Origin of the sequence: Peptoclostridium litorale DSM 5388 (assembly GCF_900141635.1) — a bacterium.
GTDB classification, from domain to species: Bacteria; Bacillota; Clostridia; order Peptostreptococcales; family Peptostreptococcaceae; genus Peptoclostridium; species Peptoclostridium litorale.
On sequence record NZ_FSRH01000002.1, the window covers coordinates 78,853 to 90,987 of the forward strand.

At 40.0% G+C, this 12,135-nt stretch carries 10 protein-coding genes; all 10 read right to left on the reverse strand.

Annotated elements, in window-relative coordinates:
* Nucleotides 1-78: 78 nt before the first annotated feature.
* Nucleotides 79-4,395, reverse strand: a complete 4,317-nt coding sequence (locus BUQ87_RS02075) for a PolC-type DNA polymerase III (RefSeq protein ID WP_038265569.1) — start codon at nucleotides 4,393-4,395, stop codon at nucleotides 79-81.
* Between the two features lie 14 nt (nucleotides 4,396-4,409).
* Nucleotides 4,410-5,462: a flavodoxin-dependent (E)-4-hydroxy-3-methylbut-2-enyl-diphosphate synthase gene (gene ispG, locus BUQ87_RS02080; RefSeq protein ID WP_038265293.1), complete on the reverse strand. Its 1,053-nt coding sequence runs from the start codon at nucleotides 5,460-5,462 to the stop codon at nucleotides 4,410-4,412.
* 11 nt (nucleotides 5,463-5,473) lie between these two features.
* Nucleotides 5,474-6,475, reverse strand: coding sequence for an RIP metalloprotease RseP (rseP, locus tag BUQ87_RS02085; RefSeq protein ID WP_038265290.1), 1,002 nt, complete (start codon nucleotides 6,473-6,475; stop codon nucleotides 5,474-5,476).
* A 26-nt stretch (nucleotides 6,476-6,501) separates the two neighbouring features.
* The gene (locus BUQ87_RS02090) at nucleotides 6,502-7,671 is read right to left on the reverse strand and encodes a 1-deoxy-D-xylulose-5-phosphate reductoisomerase (RefSeq protein WP_038265287.1); all 1,170 of its coding nucleotides are present in this window, start codon (nucleotides 7,669-7,671) and stop codon (nucleotides 6,502-6,504) included.
* Between the two features lie 247 nt (nucleotides 7,672-7,918).
* Nucleotides 7,919-8,695 carry a phosphatidate cytidylyltransferase gene (locus BUQ87_RS02095; RefSeq protein ID WP_038265284.1) on the reverse strand — a complete coding sequence of 259 codons (777 nt, stop codon included), beginning with the start codon at nucleotides 8,693-8,695 and terminating at the stop codon, nucleotides 7,919-7,921.
* 10 nt (nucleotides 8,696-8,705) lie between these two features.
* Nucleotides 8,706-9,437, reverse strand: coding sequence for an isoprenyl transferase (locus tag BUQ87_RS02100; protein ID WP_038265281.1), 732 nt, complete (start codon nucleotides 9,435-9,437; stop codon nucleotides 8,706-8,708).
* A 143-nt stretch (nucleotides 9,438-9,580) separates the two neighbouring features.
* Nucleotides 9,581-9,790, reverse strand: a complete 210-nt coding sequence (locus BUQ87_RS02105; protein WP_038265278.1) for a hypothetical protein — start codon at nucleotides 9,788-9,790, stop codon at nucleotides 9,581-9,583.
* A 4-nt stretch (nucleotides 9,791-9,794) separates the two neighbouring features.
* A complete protein-coding gene (frr, locus tag BUQ87_RS02110) occupies nucleotides 9,795-10,352 on the reverse strand; it encodes a ribosome recycling factor (protein WP_038265275.1) in 558 nt (185 codons plus the stop codon).
* 1 nt (nucleotide 10,353) lies between these two features.
* Nucleotides 10,354-11,067 carry a UMP kinase gene (pyrH, locus tag BUQ87_RS02115; RefSeq protein WP_038265273.1) on the reverse strand — a complete coding sequence of 238 codons (714 nt, stop codon included), beginning with the start codon at nucleotides 11,065-11,067 and terminating at the stop codon, nucleotides 10,354-10,356.
* Nucleotides 11,068-11,164: 97 nt separating this feature from the next.
* The gene (tsf, locus tag BUQ87_RS02120) at nucleotides 11,165-12,082 is read right to left on the reverse strand and encodes a translation elongation factor Ts (protein ID WP_038265271.1); all 918 of its coding nucleotides are present in this window, start codon (nucleotides 12,080-12,082) and stop codon (nucleotides 11,165-11,167) included.
* Nucleotides 12,083-12,135 lie beyond the last annotated feature (53 nt).

Sequence of the window (12,135 nt, forward strand, 5' to 3'; positions counted from 1 at the left end):
CCACTCTTCTCAAAAACATCTCTCGCTCTATTTTACACCAAAACTAGTATATCACATAATAAATCTATTTGCAAACCATTACAAAAGCGACAATTGATTCGTTTCAGGCATATCATAAAGGCATCCATTTTCCTTCAGCATCTCAAGCACGGTTTTTGAAAGCTTGGTCCTGCTCCTAAGATCCTCTATTGATAGGAATTCTCCCTTTTCCCTTTCGCTCACGACATTAAACGCGGCGTTCTCTCCAAGTCCCGGGAATGAGACAAGCGGAGGAAGAAGCTTTCCTGCAACTATTTTGAATTTCTTGGCATCCGAATTGTAAAGATCCACATTCATAACCTCTATTCCTCTTGAAAACATTTCATTTACAACCTCTATAAGGGTGTATATGTTCTTGTCCTTTGCCGTTGCGGTATTTCCCAGTGCGTCTATCTCTTTCATTTTTTCCAAAACGGCCCCTCTTCCCTTGGATATGAGGGTTATGTCAAAATCTTCCGCCTTTATTGTGAAGTACGTCGCATAAAACGCCCTCGGATAGTGCACCTTGAAATATGCTATCCTGAATGACATCATAACGTATGCAACCGCATGGGCCTTCGGGAACATGTACTTTATTTTGTTGCAAGAGTCTATGTACCACTGTGGCACATTATTTTCTTCCATTTCATCCTTGTCTTCTTCCCTTAGCCCTTTTCCCTTTCTTACGTTTTCCATTATCTTGAATGAATGCTTTGGCTGGACTCCCTTTTGTATTAGGTAGTTCATTATGTCGTCCCTTGTGCAGATTACTTCCTTAAGCTCCGCCGTTCCCGCCCTTACAAGCTCCTGAGCATTGTTGAGCCAGACGTCCGTTCCGTGTGAAAGTCCCGATATCCTGACAAGTTCTGCAAATGTATTAGGCTTTGTATCGACGAGCATCTGCCTTACGAATTTTGTTCCAAACTCAGGAACTGCAAATGTGGCCACCGGAGAATCAACATCTTCCTTTTCAACCCCTATCTCATGGGTGCTGCTGAATATTCCCATTGTCTCCGCATCGTCAAGAGCTATATGCGTGGCGTCTATTCCCGTAAACTCCTCAAGCATCTTTATTATTGTTGGGGTATCGTGGCCAAGTATGTCGAGTTTTAGGAGCCTTCCGCTTATGGAGTGGTAGTCAAAATGCGTCGTTATTACTCCGGAAGATGAATCGTTTGCCGGATACTGTATAGGGCAAAAATCAAAAATTTCCTTGTAATCAGGAACGACCATTATTCCTCCGGGGTGCTGCCCTGAAGTCCTCTTTATACCCGTGCATCCGCCTGAAAGCCTTTCTATTTCAACTGAAGGGCATATAATGCCCTTTTCCTCGATATATTTTTTGACAAACCCATACGCGGTCTTGTCAGCTATGGTGCCTATTGTGCCCGCCTTGTATACGTAGCCCTTTCCAAACAGCACCTCAGTATACTTGTGGGCCGTGGCCTGGTATTCCCCCGCAAAGTTAAGGTCTATGTCCGGCTCCTTGTCCCCTTCAAACCCCAGGAATACCTCAAATGGGATATCGTGGCCGTCCTTTATATATTCCACACCGCATTTTGGACATATCTTATCCGGAAGGTCCGCTCCCGATCCTATGCTTCCGTCCGTGGAAAACTCCGACGTCTTGCAGTTAGCGCATATATAATGTGGCGGCAGAGGGTTTACTTCAGTTATTGAGCTCATTGTTGCCGCAAACGACGAACCAACAGATCCCCTTGATCCAACAAGATAGCCATCGTCTACGGACTTTTTAACAAGTCTTTGGGCGATTATATACATTACCGCATATCCGTTACTTATAATCGAGTTGAGTTCCCTATCAAGCCTTTTTTGGACTATTTCCGGCATGGGATCCCCATATATTGAATTTGCCTTTTCATAGCACATCCTTCTGAGCTCCTCGTCTGAGCCTTCTATTATGGGGGGGAATGTCTCCTTTGGAACAGGCCTTATGTCTTCAATCATTTCTGCTATCTTGTTTGGGTTTTCTATTACAACCTCATTGGCAGTCTCGCTACCTAGATACGAAAAGTCCTCAAGCATCTCATCTGTGGTCTTGAAGTAAAGAGGTATGTCTTCGTCCGCATCCGAAAATCCCTGGCTGCATTTCAATATCTTCCTGTACACCCCGTCATGAGGATCTACAAAATGCACGTCTCCAGTTGCCACAACAGGCCTTTTGAGCTTTCTTCCTAGCTCTATTATCCTCTTGTTTATATCCTTCAGCTCATCATATCCGCTCACTATCCCCTTGTCTATCATGAACTTGTTGTTGCCAAGAGGCATCACTTCAAAATAGTCATAATAAAGTGCTATTTTTTCAAGCTCATCCTCATTGACATTCTTAATCACAGCCTGGTAAAGCTCTCCAGCTTCACACGCGCTTCCTATTACAAGCCCCTCCCTATATTCCGTAAGCAGGCTCTTTGGTATTCTCGGCCTCTTGTAGAAATAGTCTATATGAGCTTTTGATACAATCTTATACAGGTTCTTAAGGCCCGTATAGTTTTTTGCCAGTATCATTATGTGGAATGTATTCAGCTTAGTGTGGTCATTTTGCTTGAAATGGGTATTTATGTCACTCAGTTTCTCTATGCCTTCATTTTTGAATCTTTCAAGAAAGTTGATAAATATGTCAGCAGTGGCCTGCGCATCGTCCACAGCCCTGTGGTGGTTTTTAAGAGATACTCCAAGCGCCTTTGCCACAACATTGAGCTTATATCTTTTAAGCTCAGGCAGAAGCACCTTTGCCACGGCTATTGTGTCTATAGAGCTGTTTTCAAATTTAATGCCAAGCCTTTTGCAGCTCTCCCTTACAAAGCCCATGTCAAATTCGGCATTGTGCGCCACGAGCACGCTATCTTTTATAAATTCCATGAACTGCGGCATTATATCCTTTATTTCAGGTTCATTATCGATCATAGCATTGTTTATGCCCGTAAGCTCCTGTATTTTAAGAGGTATGCTCATTTTAGGATTGACTAAGCAGCTGAACCTGTCCACTATTTCAAAATCTCTGATCTTCACGGCGCCTATTTCTATTATTGTGTTATTTGCACTTGAAAGTCCCGTGGTCTCAAGGTCAAATACTACAAATTCCTGAGAAAGCGGCAGGTCATTTGGCCTGTCTATTATTGGTATATTGTCGTTTACAAGATATCCTTCCATTCCATATATGACTTTTATGCCATATTTTTCGGCGGCACTCATTGCATCAGGGTATGCCTGGACTATTCCATGATCTGTTATGGCTACAGCGCTATGGCCCCAACTTGCAGCCCTTTGCACTATATCCTTTGCAGATGCAACCGCGTCCATGGCCGACATATTGGTATGTGCATGAAGTTCCACCCTCTTTTGCTGAGCCTCGTCCATTCTCAAAACGGGTTTTGATTTTTTTATGTCGAAGACATTTATTACGACTTCCCTGCTGTAGCTGTCATACATGGATTCTCCCTGCACCTTTAAAAAAGCGCCCTTGCTTAGGACCTCATTTACTTCCTCTTGCTTTTTTTCATTTGCAAATATTTTGCAGCAAATAGAGCTTGTGTAATCGGTAATGGAAAATATGTAAAGAACTTTTCCATTTCTAAGCTCTCTGCTGTCCATATCAAAGACCTTGCCCTCTATTGATATCTTGCCGCTTTCCACTCCAACATCCACCATTTTAACAGATTCATACTTTACAGTCTTCCTGTAAGAGCTTCCCTGTTTGAAAGGCTCTGATTTTGGCGATTTTGAAGGCTTTGCCTCCTTGGGCTCGCTTGGCTTTGCCCTTTCCTCGGACAAAGCCGCTTCGATAGCCCTGCTTTTTACCATGTTTGCAGCTTCTATTTCCTTTTCCTTGAGATAACTTTTATAATTTCCAGAAAAAGTATCGCCCATCGATATGAAGTCAACTTCCACAAGAACTCCAAGTTCCTGCGCTATAGTGCTCTTAATTCCGTATTCAAGTTTTTTGTTTTTTATCATATTTATCAAAAAATCGCACGGCATTTCTATTGTCAGATTGTCATCTTCTAATCTCCAACTCATGTCTTTGACAAAATTCTTAATCGAAGGCATTGACAGTTCAATATATTTTATTATGTGTTTCCAGTAGCTCTTTATAAGCCCATTTTTGTCATCCACATCCAGATCCGTATATTTCATTTTGATTTTTACGTCTTTAAAATGGCAAAGGGCAATTTTAATTGCCCTTTCAAGTTTTAATATGAAATCAACATCCATTATACGCTTTGAATCCAAATGGATATTAACCACTTTATTTTCCCTGTAGTAAACTATCTTTTTGACATATAGATTTTCCATATGCTCTTTTTTGAATCCATCCGCTATTTTAATTTTGTTTAGATAAGCAGCTAAACTCTGCATGGCTCCACTCCCCACTAAGCTTTATACTCCTCAAGTTCTTTCATTAGTTCGTCAACAAGATGCTCATCCTTGACCTTCCTGACTATTTCTCCTTTTTTGAATATGAGCCCCTCGCCGCAGCCTCCTGCAATTCCAAGATCGGCCTCCCTGGCTTCCCCTGGACCGTTTACGGCACATCCCATTATTGCGATGGTTATATCCTTTTTTATGTTTTGCACCCTTTTTTCAACCTGGTCCACTATTTTTTCAATTCCTATTTTGGTTCTTGCACATGTAGGGCAGGATATGACCTTTACCTCTTCTTTTAAAAGCCCTATGGAACTGAGTATTTTTCTTGCCACAAATATCTCCTTGCACGGATCTCCTGTAAGAGAGACCCTTATTGTGTCGCCTATGCCTCTGAGAAGCAAATATCCTATTCCTATTGAAGATTTTATTGTTCCGCTTTTTATGCTTCCTGCCTCTGTTATTCCCACATGAAGAGGGTATTTCGTCATTTGGGATATCTTCTCGTATGCCTCTATACATGTGTTTATGTCGCTCGACTTAAGCGAGAGGACTATGTTTGAAAACCCCCTTTTTTCAAAATGGTCCACATGTCGCATGCAGCTTTCAACAAGCGCATCAGCAGTAGGCTTTTTGTATTTCATCAGTATGTCTTTTTCGAGTGATCCTCCGTTTACACCTATTCTTATCTTTACGTTCTTCTTTTTTGCAGCTTCTATTATCTCGTCAACCTTTTCCATGCTTCCTATATTGCCTGGATTTATCCTAACTCCGTCCGCGCCATTTTCTATGGCCATTACGGCAAGTTTATGGTCAAAATGTATGTCTGCTATAAGAGGAATTTCTATTGAATCCTTTATTTGCGGTATCGCTAGAGCGCTTTCTGCATCGGGAACCGCAACCCTAACTATTTCACATCCCGCATACTGAAGCCTTTTTATCTGCTCCACGGTATCCTTTATGTTCTTGGTGTCTGTATTCGTCATAGACTGCACTACCACTGGGTTTTGACCGCCTATGTTCACGTCCCCGCAGCTCACTACACTTGTATTTTCAATCAACTATATCACCTCTATTTGTCTTTTAAAAGCTGTATTACATCCTTGTATGTTATGAATATCATAAATGCAATTAATATTGCAAAGCCTATGAAATGTATGAACCCTTCCTTTTCTTGATCCAGCTTTTTGCCCCTTATAAGCTCAACTATTAAAAACAGTATCCTACTTCCATCCAGTGCTGGTATTGGCAGAAGGTTTAAAAGGCCTAGATTTATGCTTATTACGGCTGCAAGTGAAAGCACGTTGAGCAAACCTATCTTGGCAGCTTCTCCAACTACATTTATTATTCCAACCGGCCCAACAACTTCAGAAGATGCTGCTTTTCCTCCAATAAGGCTTACCAAAAAACCTATCATCTGCGAAAGTATCCACAGCGTCCTTTGTACACTATATTTAAGAGAATAAAAAATATTTTTTTCATTGCCCGGAACTATTCCTATCATTCCCCTGCCGTCTTCCTCTTCAGGGACAACCACCTTTTGAAGCAGATTTCCATCTCTTTCAATTGATATTTCAAGCTCCTCGCCTGCAGAAGGCCCTATGCGCGACGTGATGTCGCTCCACTCGCTGATTTTTTCCCCCTCTATTTCTACTATCTTGTCACCTTGCATTATGCCTGCCTGCTGCGCCGGATACCCTTCCATAGCCTCCTTCACTGTAGTTGAAGGCGTACCTGTACTCATGAAAATTACTGCAAAAATTATTACCGCAAGAATAAAATTCATGATAGGTCCTGCAGCGATTATAGAGATTCTTTTGAATATACTCTTGTTTCCAAAACTTCTTTCATCGTCGGACTCTTCATTTTCGCCAAGCATTTTTACATATCCCCCGATTGGAAGAATCCTTATGGAATAAAGCGTCTCTTTTCCCTGTATGGATGCAATCTTTGGCCCCATACCTATGGCAAATTCATGAACCTTCACTCCAGATGCCTTTGCTATTATGAAGTGACCAAATTCGTGAAACAGCACTATGACACCAAATACCAAAAGAGCTACAATTATAGTCATATATACACCTTCCTAAATATTAATTTTTATAATGGAATTCCTGCCAGTTCATTATGGATATAGTCCCTAACCCACCTGTCAGCCTCAAGTATGTCCTCCACGCCTGGATTAGACACCGGATTATGGCAGTCCATGGCCATTTGCACATATTTGGGTATGTCATAAAAACCGATCCTTCCATTTAAATACTCCTCCACCAAGACCTCGTTTGCACCATTTAATACAGCGGGATGCGTACCTCCAGACCTTAGGCTGTCATACGCAAGCTCAAGGCATGGGAATGTGTCCTTATCAGGCTTTTCAAATGTAAGCGAAGATATCTTGGTAAAATCAAGGCTCTCAAAATTACTTTTAAGCCGTTGCGGGTATGAAAACGCATACTGTATTGGAATCCTCATGTCCGGATTTCCCATTTGGGCTATTATGCTGCTGTCTTCAAATTCAACCATTGAGTGTATTATGCTCTGTGGATGAACAACCACGTCGATTTTTTCCATATCAACATCAAATAGCCATTTTGCCTCTATGACTTCAAGCCCCTTGTTCATTAGCGTGGCAGAGTCTATTGATATCTTTTGCCCCATGCTCCAGTTTGGATGCTTAAGCGCTGCTTCCTTTTTGACATGGACTAAATCTTCCCTATTTCTTCCTCTGAACGGCCCGCCCGAAGCTGTGAGTATAAGCCTTTTTATACTTTTCATATCCTCTCCATTAAGGCATTGGAATATAGCCGAATGCTCGCTGTCCACGGGTATTATGCTGCTGCCCTTTTCTTTTGCAAGCTTGTTTATTACATTTCCGGCTGTAACCATGGTTTCCTTGTTTGAAAGCGCGATGTCCTTTCCTTTGTTGATGGCTTCTATTGTTGGTATAAGTCCCGCTATTCCTACTACTGCTGTAAGTACGACCTGTGCAGATTCTATTGCCGCAACAGCATTTAGCCCTTTTTGCCCTGAGGCTATGTCTACTCCCTTTATGCCTCTTTGATTCACTATCTTTTGGAGTTGCGATGCACTTTTTTCATCCCCAATTGAAACCAGTTCCGGTCTAAACTCCTCAATTTGGTCTGCCAGCATGTCAATGCTTTTGTTTGCCGAAAGAGCCACGACTTTAAACTTTTCTCTGTTATATCTGACTACGTCTAGTGCCTGTTTTCCTATTGAACCCGTTGATCCCAATATTGAAATGTTTTTCATATGATATGATCCTTTCTGTATAAATTAATCCATATATTTATAATATCACAAGCGGATTATTTGTCATATAACCTAATTATACCTACAGCCTTGTTCACAAAATTACATTTTTTGAATTGTGGCCCAATTTTGGTTTCAATATATTATAAAACATAAAAAATGACTCCACAACAATATATGGAATCATTTTTTATGTATCCAAAACAGCTTCTTATAAATTATAGATCTACCATGTAAAGCTCTATGTCTATCTCATAAATATACTTATGTAGTAGTATACAAGAGGCGCTGAAAAAATTATGCTGTCAAAGCGATCCAACATTCCTCCATGGCCTGGAATCACGTTCCCATAATCCTTTATTCCTATATATCTTTTTATGGACGATGCAAAGAGGTCTCCCATTTGAGATACTATACTTCCCGTAAATCCAATCACTGCCATATGAATCAACGACATTTCAAATATAAATCCAAATACCATGCAAGACAGCACACTTCCGGCTATCCCCCCAACACTTCCCTCTATGGTTTTTTTAGGGCTCACACTTGGTATTAGCTTATGTTTCCCAAAAAAGCATCCCGCAAAATAGGCACATGTGTCTGTCGCCCATGCGGTTATGAATATTATCCATACCATATGGCTCGCAAATTCACTTCTTGCCATTCCAATGTGAAGCAGCGCATATGATATATATATTATTCCAAATATGGTCACAAGCATATCCATAAACTGTCTTTTCCCAAGCACAACCATACTCGCAAATATAAAAAAGAGCATGAAGGCAATCATTCCAACATAGCTCCACGAGGTACCAAACTGAACCGCCATGTAAAAAACCAATGTTGCAATATATCCAACGGATTTAATGGGTCTTAGCTTTGCATGCTTGAATGCCTCATATAATTCATATATTGCAAGTAGTGATATTATAAGTATGCTTGTGTTTAAAAAAAATCCCCCTTTTATAACTATAAAAAATAAAAGAGGCAAAAGCAGTATAGAAGACACTATTCTTTTTAACATAAAATCTCTCCTATTTTAGACCCCCGAATCTTCTTTCTCTGTTTTGATAATCCAATACAGCTTCATAGAGGCTCTCCTCTTTGAAGTCCGGCCAGAAAACATCAGTAAAATAAAATTCGGTATAGGCACTTTCCCAAAGTAGAAAGTTACTAAGTCTTTTTTCTCCGCCAGTTCTTATAAGGAGATCTGGATCTGGAATTTCATTTGTTGTAAGATATCGACCCAGAAAAAATTCGTCTATATCTGACTTTTTTATTTTCCCACTCTCATAGTCTCCTAAAATCCGAACTAATGCATCCTTAATATCATTCCTGCTTCCATAGCTGAGTGCAAGTGAAAGAACAAGCTCCTCATTGTCTTTTGTCTGTTCCATCGACTTGACAAGCTCCTTTCTTGCAAACTCTGGAAGTTTTGTAATATCCCCTAGTGCATTAAGCCTTATACCTTTTGAGTGAAGCCTTGAAGTCTCTTTTTTAAGATACTCCACAAGCAGTTTCATAAGTATTGTTACTTCTGTCTTCGGCCTTTTCCAGTTTTCAGTGGAAAAAGCATATACAGTCAAGTATTTTGTACCTATGTTTTTACATGCATTTATGGCGTTTTCTATCGCCTCGACTCCAGCTCTGTGCCCAAAGCTTCTCTCTTTCATCTGCTTTTTTGCCCATCTTCCATTGCCGTCCATTATTATTGCAATGTGCTCTGGAATTCGCGCCTTTGATATTTCTGATAAAGAGCTGCTCATATTTATCTATCCTTCTCTAAATATATTTTACAGCCGCCACTTAATCGCTTAGCAGCTACCGTATCTGCATATAGATAAAACTTATAAAAGCCACTGTATATCAATGGCTTTTTATAAGTTTTATACAATATACCAAATCCTCGTTAAATAGGACTTGCAAAGAAAGTCACTATCAAATCTATTTTGAGTGTATCTTTTGGGGATATTTTGATCACTCTAGGAACACTCAATATTTCCTTATCCTTATTTCCTTGAATAAATATTACATTTATATCGACATTTGAGTTTTCAGCCAAAATAGCTTTTTTAGCGGCATTAAGCTCCATTCCCAGTATCTGATCGCCTAAGCTCACCAGATTAAACCTCCATTATTTCCTTTTCTTTTTTAGACACAAGTTGATCAACTGTCTTTACATTTTCATCTGTGATCTTTTGAACTTCATCTTGTGCTTTTTTAGCTTCATCTTCAGCTATCTCACCGTTTTTTTCTAATTTCTTTATTGCCTCGTTTGCATTTCTTCTTTCATTTCTAAGCGCAACCTTAGCATTTTCTCCAGTCTTGCCCACAAGCTTAACTAGCTCTTTTCTTCTTTCTTCTGTAAGCTGTGGTATAACTATCCTTATTATTTTGCCGTCGTTCGACGGATTAAGTCCAAGGTCAGAAGTTGCTATGGCCTTTTCTATATCTCTAAGTGCACTTAAATCCCATGGCTGAACTACTATAGCTCTTGGCTCCGGACTTGAAACTCCAGCCATCTGCTTTAGAGGAGTGGGTGTTCCATAGTAATCAACAACCACTTTATCCAGCATTTTAGGGTTTGCTCTTCCAGCTCTTATTACTCCAAGTTCTTCTTTTAAAACTGAAAGAGTCTTTTCCATTTTTTCCTTTAACTGCTTGTGTACATCTAAGCTCATACTATTCCTCCTCTACATATGTTCCTATATCTTTTCCAAGCACCACATCAATTATATTGTCCGCATTGTCAAGGCCAAACACCCTTATAGGAATCTTGTTGTCCATACAAAGTGAAGTAGCCGTCGAATCCATAACCTTAAGTCCTTTTTGAAGAACATCGATATATGAAAGTTTCTTGAACATCTTGGCATCCTTGTTTACCATAGGATCGCTGTCATAAACCCCGTCAACCTTCTTTGCAAGCAATATCACATCAGCCTCTATCTCAGCAGATCTAAGTGCTGCAGTAGTGTCAGTTGAGAAATAAGGGTTGCCAGTGCCAGCTGCAAATATTACGGTTCTTCCCTTTTCAAGATGTCTCATTGCTCTTCTTCTTATATAAGGCTCTGCAATTTGTCTCATTTCAATAGCCGTTTGAACTCTTGTAGAAACTTCAATGTTTTCAAGCGCATCTTGGAGTGCCAATGAGTTTATAACAGTTGCAAGCATTCCCATATAATCTGCTGTAGTCCTGTCCATTCCTTCACTGGTTCTTCCTCTCCAGAAATTTCCACCGCCTACAACTACTGCAACTTCAACATCCATTTCGTGAAGCTTTTTTACGGCCTGTGCTATATTTGAAACAGTATCGTTGTCTATTCCAAATCCATTACTTCCGGCTAAAGCCTCTCCACTTAACTTTAACAATACCCTTTTATATATTGGTTTAACCAATTAAAGTCCTCCTAACTACGCTGTGTACATATTTATATTGTCTTTTAAAAAGGAGAACACATATGTGTTCTCCTTTTTAAATTATTCGTTTAATTGCTTATCTACCTATTTGCTTTGCAACTTCTTCAGCAAAGTTTTCTTCTTTCTTTTCTATTCCTTCTCCAACTGAGAATCTAACCTTGTCTGTAACCTTTATAGCTTTGCCTATCTTCTTAGCTTCAGCATCTATATATTTTGCAACTGTAAGGTCTCCGTCTTTAACAAATGCCTGGTCTAGAAGACAAACTTCCTTAAGCTGCTTTTGTAGTCTTCCTACAACCATTTTTTCAACTATTGCAGCTGGCTTTCCTTCATTAAGCGCCTGCTGCATAAGTATTTGCTTTTCATGCTCAACGTATTCTGGATCAACGTCGTCGCTTGATATATATTTTGGATTCATTGCCGCTATTTGCATAGCAACGTCTCTACCCATATCCATAACTTCATCTGCAGAAGCTTCAGTTTCAAGCTTAACTAGAACACCTATTTTTCCAGCTCCGTGTATGTATCCTACAGCTTTGCATCCTTCTTCTTCGAATCTTTCAAATCTTCTTATGTTCATGTTCTCGCCTATAGTAGCTATCTTAGCGTTTAAAACTTCTTGAACTGTCTCTTCTTGTCCAAGGTATTTTTCAGCTAGAAGCTCTTCTACAGTTGAAACGTTCGAGTTAAGAACTATGTCTGCAATGTCCTTTACAAATCCTTTGAACTCGTCGTTTTTAGCAACAAAGTCAGTCTCCGAGTTAACCTCTACCACTGCTGCCTTGCTTCCATCTTCCGATATGCTTATTTCTACTAGTCCTTCAGCAGCAACTCTTCCTGATTTCTTAGCCGCTTTTGCAAGTCCCTTTTCTCTTAAAAGGTCTACTGCTTTTTCCATATCTCCATCTACTTCAGTAAGCGCTTTTTTGCAGTCCATCATTCCTGCGCCTGTTTTTTCTCTAATTTCTTTTACCATTGACGCTGTAATTGCCATAGTATCGCCTCCATATATAGTATTAAAGGTAAGGGAAGAATATCCCTTACCCT

Bases quoted from the DNA above. Each gene is read 5' to 3' on its own strand.
- rseP (WP_038265290.1), bottom strand. From the start codon at position 6,475: ATGACTATAATTGTAGCTCTTTTGGTATTTGGTGTCATAGTGCTGTTT.
- BUQ87_RS02100 (WP_038265281.1), bottom strand. From the start codon at position 9,437: ATGAGCAGCTCTTTATCAGAAATATCAAAGGCGCGAATTCCAGAGCAC.
- BUQ87_RS02090 (WP_038265287.1), bottom strand. From the start codon at position 7,671: ATGAAAAACATTTCAATATTGGGATCAACGGGTTCAATAGGAAAACAG.
- tsf (WP_038265271.1), bottom strand. From the start codon at position 12,082: ATGGCAATTACAGCGTCAATGGTAAAAGAAATTAGAGAAAAAACAGGC.
- frr (WP_038265275.1), bottom strand. From the start codon at position 10,352: ATGAGCTTAGATGTACACAAGCAGTTAAAGGAAAAAATGGAAAAGACT.
- BUQ87_RS02075 (WP_038265569.1), bottom strand. From the start codon at position 4,395: ATGCAGAGTTTAGCTGCTTATCTAAACAAAATTAAAATAGCGGATGGA.
- BUQ87_RS02095 (WP_038265284.1), bottom strand. From the start codon at position 8,695: ATGTTAAAAAGAATAGTGTCTTCTATACTGCTTTTGCCTCTTTTATTT.